General features: G+C 60.6%; 14 protein-coding genes and 2 pseudogenes. 7 read left to right on the top strand and 9 right to left on the bottom strand.

All coding sequences use genetic code 11. The features are described 5' to 3' along the window. Positions 1-156: 156 nt before the first annotated feature. Positions 157-2028 carry a methyl-accepting chemotaxis protein gene (locus tag GWQ22_RS04670; RefSeq protein WP_275929605.1) on the top strand — a complete coding sequence of 624 codons (1872 nt, stop codon included), beginning with the start codon at positions 157-159 and terminating at the stop codon, positions 2026-2028. A gap of 235 nt (positions 2029-2263) precedes the next feature. Here the strand turns inward: GWQ22_RS04670 and gltS are convergent, their stop codons facing one another. Further along, positions 2264-3463, bottom strand: a complete 1200-nt coding sequence (gltS, locus tag GWQ22_RS04665; RefSeq protein ID WP_275929584.1) for a sodium/glutamate symporter — start codon at positions 3461-3463, stop codon at positions 2264-2266. A 475-nt stretch (positions 3464-3938) separates the two neighbouring features. Between gltS and ansA the strand changes: the two genes are divergently transcribed. Beyond that, positions 3939-4946, top strand: a complete 1008-nt coding sequence (gene ansA / locus GWQ22_RS04660) for an asparaginase (protein WP_042035704.1) — start codon at positions 3939-3941, stop codon at positions 4944-4946. Between the two features lie 245 nt (positions 4947-5191). On the opposite strand, the gene GWQ22_RS04655 is transcribed toward ansA, so the two are convergent. Together GWQ22_RS04655 and GWQ22_RS04650 are read right to left on the bottom strand one after the other, a co-directional pair. Next, positions 5192-5485 (bottom strand): DUF1315 family protein, encoded by a 294-nt coding sequence (locus tag GWQ22_RS04655; RefSeq protein ID WP_275929583.1) that lies wholly within the window; start codon positions 5483-5485, stop codon positions 5192-5194. Positions 5486-5524: 39 nt separating this feature from the next. After that, positions 5525-6955 (bottom strand): glyceraldehyde-3-phosphate dehydrogenase, encoded by a 1431-nt coding sequence (locus GWQ22_RS04650; RefSeq protein ID WP_275929582.1) that lies wholly within the window; start codon positions 6953-6955, stop codon positions 5525-5527. Between the two features lie 197 nt (positions 6956-7152). Between GWQ22_RS04650 and GWQ22_RS04645 the strand changes: the two genes are divergently transcribed. Next, positions 7153-7953, top strand: a complete 801-nt coding sequence (locus GWQ22_RS04645) for a DUF2989 domain-containing protein (RefSeq protein WP_275929581.1) — start codon at positions 7153-7155, stop codon at positions 7951-7953. A gap of 6 nt (positions 7954-7959) precedes the next feature. After that, on the top strand, positions 7960-8517 hold the full coding sequence (locus GWQ22_RS04640; RefSeq protein ID WP_275929580.1) for an NUDIX domain-containing protein: 558 nt from the start codon (positions 7960-7962) through the stop codon (positions 8515-8517). A gap of 263 nt (positions 8518-8780) precedes the next feature. Here the strand turns inward: GWQ22_RS04640 and sppA are convergent, their stop codons facing one another. Further along, positions 8781-10625, bottom strand: a complete 1845-nt coding sequence (gene sppA, locus GWQ22_RS04635) for a signal peptide peptidase SppA (protein ID WP_275929579.1) — start codon at positions 10623-10625, stop codon at positions 8781-8783. Between the two features lie 330 nt (positions 10626-10955). On the opposite strand from sppA, the gene GWQ22_RS04630 reads away from it, so the two are divergent. Both GWQ22_RS04630 and GWQ22_RS04625 read left to right on the top strand, forming a co-directional pair. Next, positions 10956-12983, top strand: a complete 2028-nt coding sequence (locus tag GWQ22_RS04630) for an NADPH-dependent 2,4-dienoyl-CoA reductase (RefSeq protein WP_275929604.1) — start codon at positions 10956-10958, stop codon at positions 12981-12983. Between the two features lie 114 nt (positions 12984-13097). Next, entirely contained in the window at positions 13098-13646 is a 549-nt protein-coding gene (locus tag GWQ22_RS04625) for an NAD(P)H nitroreductase (protein ID WP_108536450.1), read from the top strand. A 395-nt stretch (positions 13647-14041) separates the two neighbouring features. On the opposite strand, the gene GWQ22_RS04620 is transcribed toward GWQ22_RS04625, so the two are convergent. From GWQ22_RS04620 to GWQ22_RS04605, 4 genes and pseudogenes are all read right to left on the bottom strand, one after another. Then, entirely contained in the window at positions 14042-14596 is a 555-nt protein-coding gene (locus GWQ22_RS04620) for a sugar O-acetyltransferase (protein WP_275929578.1), read from the bottom strand. A gap of 110 nt (positions 14597-14706) precedes the next feature. Then, positions 14707-15681, bottom strand: a complete 975-nt coding sequence (locus GWQ22_RS04615) for a D-2-hydroxyacid dehydrogenase family protein (protein ID WP_275929577.1) — start codon at positions 15679-15681, stop codon at positions 14707-14709. Positions 15682-15889: 208 nt separating this feature from the next. After that, positions 15890-16768, bottom strand: coding sequence for a 50S ribosomal protein L11 methyltransferase (prmA, locus tag GWQ22_RS04610; protein ID WP_212513051.1), 879 nt, complete (start codon positions 16766-16768; stop codon positions 15890-15892). A 142-nt stretch (positions 16769-16910) separates the two neighbouring features. After that, positions 16911-17111: pseudogene (locus GWQ22_RS04605) on the bottom strand (zinc-binding alcohol dehydrogenase family protein); the annotation flags it as partial. Between the two features lie 20 nt (positions 17112-17131). Here GWQ22_RS04605 and GWQ22_RS04600 point away from each other — a divergent pair. After that, positions 17132-17317 (top strand): annotated as a pseudogene (locus GWQ22_RS04600) (LysR substrate-binding domain-containing protein); the annotation flags it as partial. A gap of 2 nt (positions 17318-17319) precedes the next feature. Here GWQ22_RS04600 and GWQ22_RS04595 read toward each other — a convergent pair. Continuing rightward, positions 17320-18747 carry a PTS transporter subunit EIIC gene (locus GWQ22_RS04595; RefSeq protein WP_275929576.1) on the bottom strand — a complete coding sequence of 476 codons (1428 nt, stop codon included), beginning with the start codon at positions 18745-18747 and terminating at the stop codon, positions 17320-17322. Between the last annotated feature and the right edge of the window lie 33 nt (positions 18748-18780).

Here is an 18780-nt window from a genome sequence, read left to right as displayed (position 1 = left end):
CTGGTGCAGTTTTCCCTAACTCGGTGGAAAATATCGCCCGCAGACTCATTTTCAGGTTCAGTTTCGGCCTGACGGGTCGCTAACAACGACGCAGTGCTGTGCTGTGCTGTGCACTTTTGGGAAATCCGGTTCCTGACCTCATAAGAAGAAATCATGATGAAAAACCTATCACTCAAGCAGAAGATACTGTTGTCAGTGGTGATCGCCCTGTCATTGGTGATCCTGCTGCTCTCCTGGCAGAGCTATACCAGCCAGAAGTCCCTGTTGCTGCAAGGCAGTCAGGAACAGGTACAACGACTGGGCCGCCAGCAGGCCGCCAGCGTCAGTGATTGGCTCTCTGCACGTCGCGACGTGATCCAGGCGCTTGGCAACAAGGGCGGTGCCGAACCCCTCAATGCCCTGCAACAGGCGCAAGTCTCGGGTCGCTTTCAGCTCACCTATTTTGGTGAGAGCAACGGCAAGATGCATGACTCAGACCCTTCCATCAATCGTGACGGCTATGACCCGCGCTCTCGTGGCTGGTATCAGGAAGCCATGAGCAAGGGGGGTCTTATCGTGACCAAACCTTATCTGGATGTGGCCTACAACATCATGGTGGTAACCTTGGCCCAGCCGGCGCAAGGCGGCGTGGTCGGTGGTGATCTCTCCATCGCTTCCCTGGTGGAAGACATCACCAAGATGAAGCTGCCCGCCGACGGCATCGCCATTATGATGCACAAGGACGGCACCGTCATCGCCTACAAGGACGCGGCCAAGGCGATGAAGCCGGCCACCGAGATCGACAACGATCTGACCAACGCCCTGATCGAGCAGAGCAAGGCCAGCAACAGCCTGCTCCCGGCTTACTTTGACAACGAAGGCCGCGACAAGCTGTTGTGGTCCGTGGATATCCCGGATACTGACTGGGCGCTGGTTCTGGTACTGGACAAGGAGACGCTGGAAGCCCCGCTCTCCTCCCTGCTGATGACCCAGCTTGGCCTGGCCCTGCTGGTGCTGGTGGTCAGCATCATTGCCATCTCCTGGCTGGTCAGCCTGCTGCTCGGCCCGCTCAGCAAGGTCTCCCAGGCCCTGGCCCGCATCGCCGACGGTAACGGCGATTTGACCCAGCGCATCAAGATCGACGCCAACGACGAAGTGGGCCAGCTGGCCAACAGCTTCAACCGTTTCGTCGGCAGCCAGCACCAGCTGATCGGCAACATCCGCAAGCTGGCCAACGAGCTGAATGCCGATGCCGAGCGCAGTCTGGTGACCAACCAGGCCTCCGTGGACGAGTTGCAGCGTCAGCAGCAGGAAGTGACCATGGTCGCCACCGCTGTCACCGAGATGGCGAGCGCCACCATGGAGATCGCCGGCAACGCCGAAAACACGGCTGCTGCTGCCCAGCAATCCGCCCAGAGCAGTGAGCAGGGCAAGCTGCTGGTGAACCAGACTCGCCAGTCCATCAACGGCCTGGCCGAAGAGGTGGGGCAGGCGACCGAGGTGATCGGCGAGCTGAGCCGTCACGCCCAAGCCATCTCCGGCATCCTCTCCACCATCCAGGGCATCGCCGAGCAGACCAACCTGCTGGCACTGAACGCGGCCATCGAAGCGGCGCGAGCCGGTGAACAGGGTCGTGGTTTCGCTGTGGTAGCGGACGAGGTGCGGGTGCTGTCTCGTCGTACCCAGGACTCCACCCAGGAGATCCAGTCCACCATAGAAACACTGCAGCAGACCACGGCACGTGCGGTGAGCCTGATGCAGACCAGCCAGGGGTTGGCCGACAACAGCGTGAAAGACGCCGATGCCGCCGCCGCCGCGCTGGAAGAGATCACCCATGCCGTGTCGCTCATCTCCGACATGGCGGGTCAGATTGCCACCGCCGCGGAGGAGCAGACCCAGGTGACTGGCGAGATCACTCAGAACACCACCGCCATCAAGGATGTGAGTGACGAGATCACCGCCGCTGCCATGCGCGATCTGGATCAGGCCCATAGCCTCAAGGGTCGCGCCACCGATCTGAACCAGCAGGTCTCGACCTTTATCCTGTAAGGGATGATGCGACGGGACGCCTGCGTCCTATCCTGAACAAAGCCCCGCACCTTGGTGCGGGGCTTTTTGTTATCTGCGGTCTGGCTGCTTCATGACAGGGGACGCTGGCTGGTGCCCATGATTGCCGTTGTCACCGGGGGGGCATTGGACGATGGCGCCGCACCGCCAGGATGGCGGTTAGCAAAGAGCCCACCATGAGGTGGGCTCTTGTTCATATCACGTCTGGCTGAGCGGTTTACAGGAAGGGGAGCGCCATAAACAGCTTGATCACCATGGCGTTGATGATGTCGATGAACAAGGCCCCTACCATGGGCACCACCAGGAACGCCAGATGGGACGGGCCGAAGCGCTGGGTGACGGCCTGCATGTTGGCAATGGCAGTCGGGGTGGCCCCCAGGCCGAAGCCGCAATGGCCGGCCGCCAGCACGGCCGCGTCATAGTTGCTGCCCATGACCCGGAAGGTGACGAAGATGGCGTAGAGCGCCATCGCCACCGTCTGGGTGGCCAGCAGGATGAAGATGGGCAGGGCCAGGCTGGAGAGCTCCCACAACTTCAGGCTCATCAGCGCCATGGCCAGGAACAGCGACAGGCTGACGTTGCCGAGCAGGGAAACCTCGCGATCACTCACCTCATGCCAGTTGAGCAGGGTCAACAGGTTGCGTAGCAGCACACCGACAAACAGCACGCAGACAAAGCTCGGCAGCTCGAGGGCGCCGCCCTTGAGGGCGGCGGATAACAGCTCGCCCCCTTTCAGGCTGATGGCGATCAGCGCCAGCGTCTCGATCAGGCTGAATGTGGTGAGCGGGCGCTCCATGTCGGGCATTTCGAAGCCCTTGGGCGCCTCATCTCTGTTGTGTTCTGCACCGGGCACCTGCACCTTCTTGACCAGATAGCGGGCAACCGGGCCCCCGATCAGGCCGCCCAACACCAGGCCGAATGTCGCACAGGCGATAGCGAGTTCGGCGGCGGATTGCACCCCGTACTTCTCGGCGAAGGTGGCGCTCCAGGCCGCGCCTGTGCCGTGGCCGCCTGAGAGGGTGATGGAGCCGGCCAGCAGCCCCATGTGGGGATCCAGACCGAGCAGGGTCGCCAGACCCACCCCCAGGCTGTTTTGCATCAGCAGCAGGCCGGTCACTGCCATCAGGAAGGTGATCACCGCCTTGCCGCCGCGTTTGAGGTTGGCGAGATCGGCGGAGAGTCCGATGGAGGCGAAGAAGGCCAGCATCAGCGGGGTCTGCAAACTGGTGTCGAATTGCAACTCCAGCTGCAGGGTCGAGCGCAGCAGCAGTAGCACCAGGGCGACCACCAGGCCGCCGGCAACCGGTTTGGGGATGTTGAAGGTTCGCAGTAGCCCGACTCGGGTCACCAGCAAACGACCGAGCAGCAACACCAGGGTGGCTGCGACCAGGGTGGCGTAGGAATCAAGTTGTAGCATTCAGTACTCCCATGTTGATTGGCTGTGTCTTTCGTTGATGAAGACTCACAGATTCAGCCGGGATAAAAACAGTGTGGCTCATGTGCCAACAAAGAAGGGGTGATATTCCCCCCGTCCCACGCAAAAATGGGATCTATGTGGGCCTGAATGAATCAGGCATCCAGATGAGATTTATGAAAAATCCGGCAGATAGTAGCAAAAAACACCAAATATATCCACATTTGTCAGTTTAATGGTCTGTTTTGTAATTTGTTATGATATTTAACACTATTGGGTTGGTTGTCTGTTTATGCCTGGTAACTGCGATTCAACGGCTGTCATTTGGGGCGCCAGTCTCTATAATTCGCCAGTTTTCAGCCCATCAGGTGGCAACGGACGGGATGTGAAGACCCTGGTTCGTTTCCCATGGGGATTCATGGTTTGCGGGTATTGAGCCCATTAACGCGGGTGTTGTACCCATCAAAGAGGAGAGGGTGTGAAGAAGTCTATCTACATTGCCTATACAGGCGGCACCATAGGGATGCAGCGCTCCGACCACGGCTATGTGCCGATGGCGGGCTTTATGGAAGACTGTCTGGCGCGGATGCCCGAGTTTCATCGTCCCGAGATGCCGGATTACCATATTCACGAATACGATCCCCTCATCGACTCCTCCGACATGACCCCGGCGGACTGGCAGCGTATCGCCGAGGACATTCGAGACAACTACGAGAAATACGATGGCTTCGTGATCCTGCACGGCACCGACACCATGTCGTTCACCGCCTCGGCACTCTCCTTCATGCTCGAAGATCTGCACAAGCCGGTGATCATCACTGGCTCCCAGATCCCGCTTGCCGAGCTGCGCTCCGATGGTCAGCAGAACCTGCTCAATGCCCTCTACATCGCGGCCAACTACCCGATCCACGAGGTGACGCTCTTTTTCAACAACCAGCTCTATCGCGGCAACCGCAGCAAGAAGGTGCACGCCGACGGCTTCCACGCCTTCGATTCACCGAACTACCCGCCGCTGCTCAACGCCGGCATCGCCATCTCGCTGGAAGCGGGCGAGCTGGGTGCCCCGTCCGAGCGGCCGCTGGTGCTGCACGACATCACCCCCCAGCCTATCGGCGTGGTGACCCTCTATCCGGGTATCTCCAGCGAGGTGATCGCCAACATATTGCAGCAACCGGTGAAGGCGTTGATCCTGCTGTCGTTCGGGGTGGGCAATGCGCCGCAGAACCCGGCCATGCTGGCGCTGCTCTCCGAGGCCTCGGCCCGCGGCGTCATCATAGTCAACCTGAGCCAGTGCCTGCACGGCAAGGTCAATATGGGGGGGTATGCTACCGGCAATGCCCTGTCCCGCGCCGGGGTCATCTCTGGCTTTGACATGACAGCCGAGGCGGCGCTGACCAAGCTGCACTTCCTGTTGAGCCAGGGCTTGCCAGCGCCGCGAATCCGCGAGCTGATGCAGCAATCCCTGCGCGGCGAGCTGACGCCCTGAGTGTTGGGCCCTAGCTCGGAGGGAGAGGGGATAGATCGAGGTGCTGTTGGAGGTTCGCCATGGGGAACATCGACAGGTGATCCACGAACGATCCGCAGACTGCCGATCCGTCCCCTTCTCCTCTGGTGGGAGAAAGGTTGGGGATGAGGGGGTATCCGCATCCTGCAGAGAGTGGAAAAAGAGAGGGGAGCCATAGTGGCTCCCCTCTCTGTTGTGGCCGCCGCGAGCGGCCTGCCGGGTCAGGCTCAGTGGTTGAGGTCGATCCTGACTATCTCTTCCTCGTCCCGATACTGACGCTTGAGCTCGCTCTTGCTCTTCATTACTATCTTGCCGTCACGACCTATGTTCATGTGCTCGGGATTGTCGATGTGCATCGCCTGCCAGGCCATCACCGCCTGCAGCGAGGTGGCCTTCTGGTCGTCGGTGAGGGGCTTGCCATCGGGCCATTTGCCCAGCTCAACCGCGGTCTTGAGCCGCTCATACACTTCTTTGGGCATCTGTCTGATGGCCTGTTGAAACTCACCCAGTTGAAACGACATCCGGCCTCTCCTTGAACTATTGCGCCATGAACCGCGGGATCAGACGGGCAGATCCTGGCGAACCGCGCCAGCCATCTGCTCCATCACCCGCACTACCTGACAACTGTAACCGAACTCGTTGTCATACCATACGTAGAGCACGCAGTGATCCCCTTCGGCTATGGTCGCCTGGGAGTCGACGATGCCCGCGAAGCGCGATCCCACCATGTCAGAGGAGACCAGCTCTGTGCTGGCGCTGAAGTCGATCTGGCGATGCAGGGCGGAGCTTTGCGCCATCTGCTGCAGATAGGCGTTGAGGCTTTCCCTATCTGTGGCCTGCTCCAGCGACAGATTGATGATGGCCAGCGACACGTTGGGAGTTGGTACCCGGATGGCGCTACCGGTCAGCTTGCCCTTGAGCTCAGGCAGTGCCTTGGCCACCGCCTTGGCTGCGCCCGTGCTGGTCATCACCATATTGAGGGCGGCGCTGCGACCGCGTCGTTCCCCCTTGTGATAGTTGTCGATCAGGTTCTGATCGTTGGTGTAGGAGTGCACCGTCTCCACGTGGCCGTGGCGGATACCATATTTGTCCTGCATCACCTTGAGCACAGGGGTGATGGCATTGGTGGTGCAGGAAGCGGCCGAGATGATCTTGTCATCCGGTCCGATCACCTCGTGATTAACCCCGAACACCACGTTCTTCATCTCGCCCTTGCCGGGGGCGGTCAGCAGCACACGGGCGGCACCGCGTGACTTGAGATGCTCGGAAAGACCCGCTTCGTCACGCCAGACGCCGGTGTTGTCGACGATCAGCGCATCGTGAATGCCGTAAGCTGTGTAGTCGATGTCGGCCGGGCTGTTTGCATAGATCACCTGGATGAAGGTGCCGTTGGCGATGATGGCGCTGCGCTCCACATCTACCTCGATGGAGCCGTTGAAGGGGCCGTGTACCGAGTCGCGGCGCAGCAGGCTGGCGCGTTTCTCCAGATCCCCCTCGCGACCACCGCGCACCACTATGGCCCGCAGACGCAAAGAGTTGGCGGCGCCGGTGCGCTCGATCAGCAGTCGGGCCAGCAGGCGGCCGATGCGGCCAAAGCCGTACAGCACTACGTCGGTGGCAGGTGGCACGTCGCGCCCCAGGGCCGGTGCCAGCTTGGCGCGCAGGTAGTCGTCTATGCCTGCCTCGTCCTGGTGATCCTGCCAGTAGTCGACCGCCAGCTTGCCCAGATCGATCTCGGCAGCGGTCGGGTTCAGGGCCAGGATGGCCTGCAGCAGGGGGAAGCTCTGTTGGATTGGTAGCGGGGCGCCCTGATGACGGCGAACGACTCTGTGGGCTTTGAGAATGTCGATGGTGGAGGCATTTTGCAGGGGACGTCCGTAGACGGTGATCTCGATCCCTTGCTGTCGGTAGAGGCGACCTATCAAGGGTTGCATGGCTTCGGCGAGCTCCTGGCTCTCCTGCCACGCTTGCAAGTAGTGCTCGTGGGTCATTAACCAGATCCTTTATTTCACGTTGTTGGGGCAAATAGAAATTCGTCGAATGCAGATCAGTGTAGGGATGTAGATTTCGTTATATTATTCTGCAGTCGCGGCCTTATATGGCGCGCGCATTGTAATGGATATGTAATCTGTTTGCTAGCCAAGGGTGGCCGTGACAGGCTGCAATTGTTACCAACAAGATGTGAGCCATGACCCATTTTTCAGCGCGTTCCCTGCTCTTCGGCCTCAGTTGCGGTCTGACCCTCACCGCCTGCAACGACGACAGGATCCACAACATCTGTGCCAATCATCCGACTCTTTGTCAGGACTTGGTGGACGACGGTTGGTGTCGCTATGAGCGGACCGACATCATTCGGGCTCGCTACCATCTGCAGGAAGAGGGGACGGACAGGCGCAAATATGATTTGATGCGCAGCCTAGAGCGTTACCTCAAGTGCGCCGAGCGCTCTACCAATATCGAATACAAGACAGCCCGGGAGCAGAAGAGCCCTCGGGTGGAGGGAATGCTGGCGGCGGGCGATCAGCTTGCCCAGCTCGATGCCGCTACCCGCAATTCGCAGGATCCCTACCTGTTGCTTTGGCACTGGACCAACAACACCAACGAGCTGGCACGCCAGCACTTCTTGGCGCTGGAGGGGCAGCCCGTGCTGGAAGAGCCCGAGTTGCAGCTGGCGCTGGGAGGTATCCATGCCAAGAGCGAGCCGCAGAAGGCCATCGCGTTCATGCATCATGCACTCTCCCTCTATCGGGAAGGGGATGCGGTCAACGGCAGGATCCTCACCTCTCTCAGCACCCTCTATATGGGCCAGAAGGAGTACGGCCTGGCCTATCTGTGGGGCAAGGTGAGCGAGTCGTTCCAGAATACGCCCGAGGTCTCGGCCAAGCGCTTCGGCCTCTATCACTCCCTGAGCAAAGCCGATCAGGAGGCCTGGGACAGCCAGGCCGCCACCATAGTCGAGCAGCTAAAAAGCGGGACTTACCGTCCTTGAATCCTGATGAATCACATTGAACAACTGGCCAGTGACTGGCCTCACCCCTTCGACATCCAGTTCCTGCACGGCCAGGTGACCACCGGTGGTCGCCAGCTGGAGCGCGTCACCGTCAGGGCCATCGTCCTGCGCGGTGACCGGCTGCTGCTGGTTCACTCCCGGGTCAACGGCGATCTCATGTTTCCCGGTGGCGGCATCGAGCAGGGGGAGTGTCACAGTGCTGCTCTGGCGCGCGAGCTGCGGGAGGAGTGTGGCGCCGAGCTGGTGGCGATCGGTGCCCTGCTCGGGCAGACGCGGGAGTATCGCGCCGCCCGCGAGGCCGACTATGATGCCTACTGCATCCGCTCCTTTTACTACCTCTGTCAAGTGGGGGAAGACTGGAACGAGCCCCAGCCACAGCCTTACGAGGTGCGGCTCGGCTTCACTCCCGGCTGGTTCGAGCTGGATGATGCCCTGCAGACCAACAAGACCCAGCTGGCGGGCCCTTGCCCTCAGTGGACGGCGCGGGAGACCCGGGTGCTGGCCGAGTTGCACTACTGGCACGAATCCGGCCTGCTGGCATGACTCAGGCCCCTTGAGGCAGATATAAAAAACCGCCCAAGGGTCATGCCAGTCAGCTAAGGATTTTTTGTGACTGAATATTGGAAAGTTTGAATGGCAGGAACGGTGCCATGGTCAAAGCATCAATGTGGCTGACACCTTTGCCCTGACTGGCATCCAATTAAAAGAGGGAGGCATGATGCCTCCCTCACTCTTTGGCCCTTATACCTCGCGGGCTGAGACTCACATTCTTACCACCCAAGGGCGGTTTTTTTGCGAGTTAACGATTACTGCACGCAGACCGGGCAGAAGGCGTAGGTGCCCTGCGGGTCGTTGAAGCGGGTCAGCGGATCCAGGCTGCGGTTCACCTCCTGCAGTGTCTTGCCAACGCCTGCGGGCAACCAGCTTTGCAGGTGTGGGGCCAGCGCCTGGGCGCTGCTGTCGAACAGCTGGCGCAGGAACTTGTCTTTGGCTGACTCTTCCTGCTCGATGGGGGTGACCTGCCACTCCTTGAGGTTGGCCAGTTCGGCCGCTGCCTTGATGGCGTCATCCAGATTACCGAACTCGTCCACCAGACCAAGGGCCTTGGCATCTTCGCCAGTCCAGACCCGACCTTCGGCCGCTTTCTCTGCGTCTTGCTGGCTCAGGCCGCGGCCCTTGCTCACCAGACCGACGAAACGCTGGTAAGTATCCTCCACGCTCAGCTGGATTGCCTGACCCACGTGATCCGGCAGGGCGCGGGTCGGGCCGACCCCGACGAAATCGGTGGTACCGACGCCGTCGGTATGCACACCGAAATGAGCCAGCGCCTTGTCGAAGGTGGCGAACATGCCGAACACCCCGATGGAGCCGGTGAGGGTGGTGGGGGAGGCGAAGATCTTGTCTGCATCGGCAGAGATCCAGTAGCCACCGGAAGCCGCATAGCTGCCCATGGAGACCACCACCGGTTTGCCAGCTTGTTTCAGGGCCAGCAGTTCGGCACGGATCTGCTCGGCGGCAAAGGCGCTACCGCCCGGGCTGTCTACCCGCAGCACCACAGCTTTGATCTTGTCGTCGCGACGGGCATCAGCCAGCAGTTCGGAGAGGGTGTCGCCGCCGATGGTACCGGCAGGCTGCACGCCATCCATGATGGCACCGCTGGCGACCACCAGACCCACCTCATCCTTGCCGCTTTGTGGATACTGCTCGGGCGCAGCGGCCAGGTACTCTTTCAGGCCGACCCCTTTCCAACCGTGATCGTCGTTTTCCCCGACTTCTTTAATGACCGCCTGGGTCATCTCGTCGCGGGTTGCCAGCTGATCCACCAGCCCGTTGTCGAGGGCGTAGTTGGCAGCATTGCCACCAGCCTTGCGCAGTAGCTCGAGGAAGCGATCCTTGGTCGGCGCGACTGCCTCGGGTTCTATCTCCCGCTGCCCGGCTACGTCCGTCACATAGGATTGCCACAGCTGATCCAGCCAGCGCTGGTTGGCCTCCTTGCTCTCGGGGGACATGTCGTCGCGGATATAGGGTTCAACGAAGGATTTGTAGGTACCGACCTTGAACACATGCGGCGTGATGTTGAACTTTTCCAGCGCCGACTTGAAGTAGGTCTGGTGGACGCCGAGCCCCTCGATCACCACGGCGCCGCTCTGGTTGAGCAGCACGTGATCGGCGTGGGCGGCCAGCAGGTACTGGCCCTGGTTGTAGTAGTCGGCCATGGCGATGACCGGCTTGCCGCTCTCCTTGAACTCATCGATGGCACTCGTCACCTCCTGCAGTTTGGAGATGCTGGCACCCTGTAGCCCTTGCGGTTTGATCACCAGCGCCTTGATGCGATCGTCATCCTTGGCACTTTTGATGGCCCACAGCAGATCGGAGAGGACGATTTCGCCCGGCTGCTCTTCGCTGCTGTTCAGCTGGCGCAGCAACTGCATTGTGGGATCAGTCTGCGAGCGTTGCTCCACCAGTATCCCATTGAGATTGAGGGTCAGCGCCCCTTCGATGGGAGCCTGAGGGGCTTTTTTCTGGCCCACGCTGTAGACGATGACCAGCACTACGATGAGAAACAGCAGATTGACCAGCATCAGCCGGGTGAAATTGAGCAGGCGCCACAGGCTGCGGAACAACCAACCCAGACCTTTGAAAATAGACATAGTCGCGTTATCGCCCTGTTAATGGGTAGAGAAGGATCATTATTAACCAGTTGGCCCACCAATTGCCATTTCCGCTTGGGGCGATCGGCAGCGTCATCGTCCTTTCTTGCTTCGGAACACGTCTGTTCGCTGAAAAAATGTCCAAACATTTGTTTGAAAAAGCATTTTCGATTCTTTACTCTAGCTTCAATTTGATAACAAAAAGTTAACCGGAGGCCTTGTGAGCCGCTACCCTACGCTTCTGACTCCTCTCGACCTTGGCTTCACCCAGCTCAAGAACCGGGTATTGCGTATGGATTCCTGCGCACCGGCCTCGAAAAGGAGTTCATGATGAGCCGTTATCCGACTTTGCTGACCCCCCTCGATCTCGGTTTTACCCAGTTGCGCAACCGGGTATTGATGGGCTCCATGCACACCGGCCTCGAAGAGGAGAAGGGCGGCTTTGACAAGCTGGCCGCCTTCTATGCCGAGCGCGCCCGCGGCGGTGTCGGTCTCATCGTCACCGGCGGCATCGCCCCCAACCTGCGTGGGCGGCTGGTGCCCCACGGTTCGCAACTGAGCTTCCCCTGGCAGGTCGCCAAGCACAAGAAGGTGACCCAGGCCGTGCATCAGGAGGGGGGCAAGATAGCGCTGCAGATCCTCCATGCCGGTCGTTATGCCTACCATCCGTTCAGTCTGGCGCCGAGCTCCCTCAGGGCGCCCATCTCCCCGTTCAAGCCGCGCGCCATGAGTGAGCGGCAGATCCGCGGCACCATTCGCGACTTCGCCGCTACCGCTGCGCTGGCCAAGGCGGCCGGTTACGACGGCGTCGAGGTGATGGGCTCGGAAGGCTATCTCATCAACCAGTTCATCTGCGAGCGCACCAACAAGCGCACCGATGGCTGGGGCGGCAGCAACGAGAACCGGATGCGCTTCCCGGTGGAGATAGTGCGCGCCATCCGCGAGCGGGTCGGCACTGACTTCATCATTATCTTCCGCCTCTCCATGCTGGATCTGGTGGAGCAGGGCTCCACCCTGGAAGAGGTGATCGCCCTTGGCAAAGCGCTGGAAGCGGTGGGGGTGACCCTCATCAACACCGGCATCGGCTGGCATGAGGCGCGCATTCCCACCATCGCCACCAGCGTGCCGCGCGGTGCCTTCAGCTGGGTCACTGCCGAGCTGAAAAAGCACCTCACAGTGCCACTTATCACCACCAACCGGATCAACACCCCCGAGGTGGCCGAGCGTATTCTGGCGGGTGGTGAGGCGGATATGGTCTCCATGGCGCGCCCCTTCCTGGCGGATCCTGAATTTGTCATCAAGGCGGCCGAAAACCGGGCGGACGAGATCAACACCTGCATCGCCTGCAATCAGGCCTGCCTTGATCATGTGTTCAAGCAGCAGCGGGCCTCCTGTCTGGTCAATCCCCGCGCCTGTTTCGAGACCGAGCTGACGTTTGGTCGCGTGCCCCAGCCCAAAAGGCTGGCGGTGGTGGGGGCGGGCCCGGCCGGGCTGGCGTTTGCCTGCTACGCTGCCGAGCGCGGCCATCAGGTGAGCCTGTTCGATCAGGCGAGCGAGATTGGCGGTCAGTTCAACTTCGCCAAGCAGATCCCCGGTAAAGAGGAGTTTCACGAAACCCTGCGCTACTTCGCCAAGCGACTGGAGAAGTGTGGCGTCGAGCTTTACCTCGGCCAGCGCCAGAGTGCCGAGAGCCTGCTCGGCGGCGGTTTTGACGAGGTGATCCTCGCCACCGGTATCCGCCCGCGCTCTCCAAATATTCCGGGCATTGAGCATCCCAAGGTGATGAACTACCTCGATGTGCTGCGGGATCACAAGCCGGTTGGCCAGAAGGTGGCGGTGATCGGTGCCGGTGGCATCGGTTTCGATGTGGCCGAATATCTGGTGGAGAAGAAGGTGGAGATGGATGCCAACGGCCATCGTGATCACTGGCTCAAGGAGTGGGGCATCGACAAGCAACTCGACCAGCGTGGCGGCTTGATCGCCCCCGAGATCGACGCCCCCGAGCGCCAGGTTTGGCTGCTTCAGCGCAAGGAGAGCAAGGTGGGTGACGGCCTTGGCAAGACCACCGGCTGGATCCACCGTACCGTGCTCAAGAACCGCAAGGTGCAGATGCTCTCCGGGGTGCAATATCTGGGGATCGATAACGAGGGCTTGCACATTCAGGTGGGCGAGACCAAACAGTGTCTGCCGGTGGATCAGGTGATCATCTGCGCAGGGCAAGAGCCACTCAAGGAGCTGCAGGCCGGGTTGCAGGCGGCAGGCAAGCCGGTGCATATCATAGGTGGTGCCGACGTGGCGGCCGAGCTGGATGCCAAGCGCGCTATCCGGCAAGGGGCCGAGCTGGCTGCCGTTATCTAGCCAGCCATACCCTCTGACCCTCTATCGTGCGATAAACCCCTGAGCCTCAGGGGTTTTCTTCATTCGGTGCTGTGCTAAGGTAGCGCCATCATTGCCCCAGAGAAGGAATTGCCCATGGATGCCCTCACCCTGTTGCTCAACCGCCACTCCTGTGGCCGTCTCGCCGATCCCGCCCCGAGCGGTGAGGTGCTCGACAATATCCTCAAGGCGGGACTGCGCGCGCCGGATCACGGCACCCTGACCCCCTGGCAGTTCATTCTGTTTGAAGGGGAGGGTCGTGAGCGGTTGGGTAACCTGCTGGCCGAGGCCGCCCGCGCCCGTGGCGAGGATGACGATAGCATCAAGAAGTGCCAGGAGGCGCCGCTGCGCGCGCCCTTGCTGGTGGCCGTCGCCACCCGCTATCAGGCCCACCCCAAAGTGCCGAAACTGGAGCAGGAGCTCTCTGCCGGTTGCGCGCTGATGGCGATGCAGATGGCAGCGCAGGCGCAGGGCTTCAACGGTATCTGGCGCTCCGGCTGGTTCATCTTCGATGAGCGGGTCAACGAGGGGTTGGGGTTGGCACCGGAGGATCAACTGGTGGGTTTCCTCTACCTCGGTACCCCCATGCTGGAGGCGCGCAAGTTGCGCGAACTGCCGCCAGATGAGTTTGTCCGTCGTTTCTAATCGGCATCTTTTTAGCCAAAGCCCTGACTTGTCAGGGCTTTTTTGAGCCTGCCCGATTATGTTCCTAAGGCTGTACTGATAAATAAATACTTGCCAAGAGGGGGATGGGGCTTGGCAGGGAATTTTTTAAATAGTGAGAGGCTGTTCTCAATCTTGGTTGATTACGCTATGTAAAACGTTTGCGCCTTATTAATATCTCTATGCCAGTTTAGAAGGTGACCCCTTCTGATTTTCTGCGATGAGAGTCGCAATTCCGTAGCACCTTTTTACAGCCCAACGTCTTCGTGACATTGGGCTTCATTTTTATGGGTTCCTGTTAACTGCCGCATGCCTGCCCTTACTTCACTGCGCGGCCCGCTCGGCAGTTGCTGCGACCGCCTGGCAACGGGAAGAGGTCAGCGCCCCGCGTTGGCAGGCAGGATCCGGGCCGGGTTGCCCACCACCCGCGCACCGGCTGGCACGTCTTTGGTCACCACGGCGCCCGCGCCGACGATGGCCTCCCGCCCTATGGTGACGCCGGGCAGCAGGATGGCGCCGCCACCTATCCAGACCTTGTCTTCTATGGTCACCGGCAATGCCGTCTCCATCCCCTGAATGCGCTCATCGGCTGCCAGCGCGTGGGCGGCGGTGTAGATCTGCACGTTCGGTCCTATCATGACGTTGGCGCCGATGCGGATCGGTGCGTTGTCCAGCAGAGTGGCCCCCATGTTGATATAGGAATTTTTTCCCAGGCTGATATGGCGGCCATAGGTACAGTAGAGGGGCGGACAAATAAAGGCCCCCTGCGCCAGCTCGCCGACTATCTCCTGCAGCAGCGTCAGCAGTTCCTCCTCCTCCTCGCTGCGATTGAAACGGCGATAGCGGCGCGCCGTCTCGCGGCGCAGGACATCCAGCTCCGGCGCCATGCAGTTATAGACTTGGCTACTGATCATCTTTTGATATTCGGTCATGGGGCATTCTGCTCTCTGATTGGCATGAGGTGAGTGGGGCAGCTGGCTGCCGCACACGCGTACGGACAGAGGCATATATGACTGCCTTGTCAGCAGAATAAGCGTGAGCTTCAGCCCTGCGCCGGTATCACCAGGTTTTGTGGCCTGCCATCGGCAAAGGCCAGCACATTTTCAAATGCCTTGCGAAAGTAGAGCTCATAGCTGTTTTGCTCCACATAACCCAGATGCGGTGTGGCCAGCACGTTGGGCAGACGCAGCAGGGGCTCGCTGTCGAGTGTGGCTGGTTCGAGATCGAACACATCCAGCGCAGCTTGCTTGAGCGGATTGGCGGTGAGCTCGGCATAAAGGGCTCCCGGCTCGATGAGCTCGGCCCGGCTGGTATTGACCAGCAAAGAGTCTGCTTTCATGCGAGCCAGATCGGCACGGGTAACGCAGGCTCGAGTGATCTCGTTGAGCCGCAGATGGAGGGACAAGACATCGGCCCGCCGGAAAAATGCGTCCTTGCCAGCAGCGGCCTCCAGCCCATCCTGCTCTGCCCGCTGACGGGATGAGTCACTGCCCCATATCAGTACCGACATGCCAAATGCTTTGCCATAGCGGGCTATGTGCTGGCCTATCTTGCCATAGCCCCAGATGCCGAGTGTCAGACCGTGCAGAGTTCGACCCAGACCGAGGCTGCCAGATTGCTGCCATTGGCCTTGGCCCAACGCTTTGCTGTAAGCGGGAATATGGCGCGAGGCCGCCATGATGAGTGCCCAGCAGAGCTTGGCAGGCGCAATGGGGCTGCCGACCCCTTCAGCGATGGCAACACCGTATTGTTGGCACTGTACCGGGTCTATATGCTGGCTGATCTTGCCGGTCTGGCTGATGAGCTTGAGTGAGGGAAGCCCCATCAGCAGGTGTTCGTCGATGCGAGTACGCTCGCGGATCAGTACCAGAGCCTCAATGCCTTCCAGCATGGCGGCAAGACGTGCTGCATCTGGCTCACTCTGGTTGAGTACCATGACATCATGTCCCGCCAGCATGGCAAAGCAGGGTAGATGACGAACCTGATCCTGATAATCATCCAGAATGGCAATGCGCATAAAGAGTCTCCGTTCCCCTCATTCCTCGTTTGATGGTCATCCTACCGGAATCGAATCGGAATTTGTTCTCGAGTGGATATTTTTCTCGGCGGGTTAGCACTATGGGCAAGCCAACGAGCCTCGTATTGGCTGGTCAGGTTTCATGGGGACTGAAACGAGCAGGGCCCCCGTACGGGAGCCCTGCTTGTATAGGACGTGGCGGATTTTATCAGCCGTGCTTGCGGCCGGAGAGGCGGCACCACTCCTCTTTCACTGCGGTCGGGTCCATGTCGAACCACTGGCCGTAGATGGTTTCCAGCTCCGGGGCCTGGCTTTCCAGCACGCCGGAGAGGGCCATCAGGCTGCCCGCCTTGCCGTGGCCGGCGATAAGCGGTGCCAGTTCGCGCAGCGGGCCGGCCAGGATGTTGGCTACGACGACATCCGCTTCGACGTCTTGCGGCTGGTCGGCAGGCAGGTAGAGTTCAATCTGGCCCGCCACGCCGTTACGCTCGGCGTTGTCGTGGCTGGCCTGGATGGCCTGCGGGTCTATGTCGATGCCGATGACGCGGGCGGCACCCAGTTTCAGGGCGGCGATGCCGAGAATGCCGGAGCCACAGCCAAAGTCGACCACGGTTTTACCGGTCAGATCCAGCCCGTCCAGCCACTGCAGGCAGAGCGCCGTGGTGGGGTGGGTACCGGTACCGAAGGCCAGCCCCGGATCCAGCATGACGTTGACCGCATCGGGGTTCGGCACATCGCGCCAGCTCGGGCAGATCCAGAGGCGCTCGCCAAACTGCATGGGGTGGAAGTGATCCATCCACTCGCGCACCCAGTCCTTGTCTTCCAGTTGCTCGACCTTGTAGCCCATGTCTTCGCCGAAGATCTGCTGGAAGAAGGCGATGGTGGGGGCCGGATCGGTTTCGGCATCGAACAAGCCCATCACTTCGGTCTCGCCCCAGAGCGGGGTTTCACCCGGCAGCGGCTCGTACACGGGCACATCCTGGGCATCCATAAAGGTCACGGCCTGGGCTCCACGCCCCAGCAGCATGTTGCTCACCTTGTCTGCTGTCTTGGCAGTGGCGTTGATTCGAATTTGTATCCAGGGCATGGCGTCGACTCTTCATAAATGTGAAACCGCGAGATTCTACCATCATGGGCCTGTGCTGTCGTGGTTTGCCCATGTCGGCATGACGCAGGAAGAGAACGCCGCCGAGTCGGCTCGGTTAATGTCTTTCTCATTGGGTGACGGGAAGCAACCTGTGCTGCTCGATCATGTCAGGGGTCTGGAACAGGGCGCGGGTGAACATAAACTCCTGGCTGAAGGTGACGCTCTTGCTCTTGAGCAGGGAGAGATCCCAGGGCTCGCTCGATTCGGCGATAGTGCAGATATGGCCGAACGGGCGAATGAGGTTGGCCATGGCATCCCAGTGCTGCTCGGTGGCATTGGTACAGCAATGGCGTTGCACGAAGGGGGATTGCCCTGTTGCCACACCACGTTTGCCAGCAGGATCTGGCGACGGGGCGGTTGCACAAGGTGCTGCCGGATCACCCCATACCGCCCAATCCCCTTTACCTCATCTACCCGAGCAGGGAACATCTGGCGCCCGCCTTGCGCTCGCTGATGGATTTCGTCGCCGAGCGGCTGCCGTTTGCCTGAGGTTACCAGTTGCTCTGGCTGGCGGACTCCTGGTTGGGCTTGAGGCCGAGCGGTACCGACTGGCGCTCCGCCAGCATGCGGATCTGCCCTTCGATCAGGCTGGCATTGGGGCCCAGCACCAGTACCAGCTGGTGATCGTTGAGCTGGAGCCAGGAGAGGCAACCCAGCCCCAGCAGACGAGACTGATCCACCCGCGCTATGTCGCGGACCCGCAGGCTGAGGCGGGTCAGGCAGACGCTCATGGCCTGCAGGTTGTCCATCCCGCCCAGCACCTTGAGGTACTGGATCGCCAGCATCTGGGGGTCGGAGGGGGCGACGCTCGCCAGCCGTGGATACTCGTTGGCGATGGGCTTGCTCGGCAGTCTGAGGGGGGCGCGCTCCAGCAGTTGATAGAAGAGCAGGGTATAGGCGACGAAGAACAGGATACCGACCGGAATGAGCCAGAAGCTGTGCACGCCGGACTGATAGCTCAGCATCAGATCCAGCAGGCCGGCGGAGAAGTAACTGCCCACCTGGATGCCCAGAGCATTGCAGATGGCGAGCGACAGCCCGGTCAGCAGGGCATGGGCCAGAAACAACCAGGGGGCGGTGAAGGCGAACAGAAACTCGATGGGCTCCGTGATCCCCACCAGTGCCGAGGTGAGTGCCAGGGTGAGCAGCAGGCCCCCTTGCGGCAGTCGCTGCATGCGCTGGCGGTGCAGCCAGATGGCAAAACAGGCGCCCGGCAGGCCGAACATGATGATGGGGTAGAGCCCGGCCACATACCCTTCGTGCAGAGGCTGGGCAGAGGCCAGCGCCTGCAGGTTGCTCTCGCCCAGCCCCATGAGGCTGCCCAATACCTGATGCAGGCCAAGGGGGATCAGCAAGCGGTTCAGCACGCCATAGCAGAAAGCCCCCAGCGGGGTGGTGAGCAGCTCTGAGGCCAGCAGCGTGATGCCCTGCTCCAGCAGGGGCCAGAACAGGGAGAGAGGGAACGCCAGCAACAGGCAGCTGAGCGCCGAGGCGAACAGGCAGAGAAAGTCCCGATTCACTCTCTGCAACCAGCCCGACAGTGTATGCCGCTTCACCCAGGGGTAGACGATGGCCGTGGTCATGCCCGCCAGCAGGCCGCAGATCATGTCCGCATGCAGGCCGGGGGCCAGGGTGCCCAGTGCCGAACTCAGCAACAGAAAGTTGACGGCCCCGGCCAGCGCCTGGGTACCCTCTCCCTGCCGGCTCAGGCCGAAGGCGATGGCCACCGCGTAGATGAGCGGCATCTGGCTGAACAGGGCACGTCCCGTGAGGGAGAGCACCGCCAGATCCAGCACATCCGGTTGACCGAGCCGATAGAACATGGCCGCCAGCGGCATTATGGAGACCGGCAACAGCAGGGCATAACCGAGTCGTTGCAGGGCTTGAGTCAGGATCTGTCTGGCGTTCTGTATTGGCATAAGGGAACGTGGTTTTGTGACGTGGCGCACATT

This window comes from Aeromonas sp. 1HA1 (assembly GCF_029237385.1).
Taxonomy (GTDB): Bacteria; Pseudomonadota; Gammaproteobacteria; order Enterobacterales; family Aeromonadaceae; genus Aeromonas; species Aeromonas popoffii.
Note: the sequence above shows the minus strand (reverse complement) of the source record. Positions and strands in the feature narration are given on the sequence as shown.

Bases quoted from the DNA above. Each gene is read 5' to 3' on its own strand.
- GWQ22_RS04670 (WP_275929605.1), top strand. From the start codon at position 157: ATGAAAAACCTATCACTCAAGCAGAAGATACTGTTGTCAGTGGTGATC.
- gltS (WP_275929584.1), bottom strand. From the start codon at position 3,463: ATGCTACAACTTGATTCCTACGCCACCCTGGTCGCAGCCACCCTGGTG.
- GWQ22_RS04655 (WP_275929583.1), bottom strand. From the start codon at position 5,485: ATGTCGTTTCAACTGGGTGAGTTTCAACAGGCCATCAGACAGATGCCC.
- GWQ22_RS04650 (WP_275929582.1), bottom strand. From the start codon at position 6,955: ATGACCCACGAGCACTACTTGCAAGCGTGGCAGGAGAGCCAGGAGCTC.
- GWQ22_RS04645 (WP_275929581.1), top strand. From the start codon at position 7,153: ATGACCCATTTTTCAGCGCGTTCCCTGCTCTTCGGCCTCAGTTGCGGT.
- GWQ22_RS04640 (WP_275929580.1), top strand. From the start codon at position 7,960: ATGAATCACATTGAACAACTGGCCAGTGACTGGCCTCACCCCTTCGAC.
- sppA (WP_275929579.1), bottom strand. From the start codon at position 10,625: ATGTCTATTTTCAAAGGTCTGGGTTGGTTGTTCCGCAGCCTGTGGCGC.
- GWQ22_RS04630 (WP_275929604.1), top strand. From the start codon at position 10,956: ATGAGCCGTTATCCGACTTTGCTGACCCCCCTCGATCTCGGTTTTACC.
- GWQ22_RS04625 (WP_108536450.1), top strand. From the start codon at position 13,098: ATGGATGCCCTCACCCTGTTGCTCAACCGCCACTCCTGTGGCCGTCTC.
- GWQ22_RS04620 (WP_275929578.1), bottom strand. From the start codon at position 14,596: ATGACCGAATATCAAAAGATGATCAGTAGCCAAGTCTATAACTGCATG.
- GWQ22_RS04615 (WP_275929577.1), bottom strand. From the start codon at position 15,681: ATGCGCATTGCCATTCTGGATGATTATCAGGATCAGGTTCGTCATCTA.
- prmA (WP_212513051.1), bottom strand. From the start codon at position 16,768: ATGCCCTGGATACAAATTCGAATCAACGCCACTGCCAAGACAGCAGAC.
- GWQ22_RS04595 (WP_275929576.1), bottom strand. From the start codon at position 18,747: ATGCCAATACAGAACGCCAGACAGATCCTGACTCAAGCCCTGCAACGA.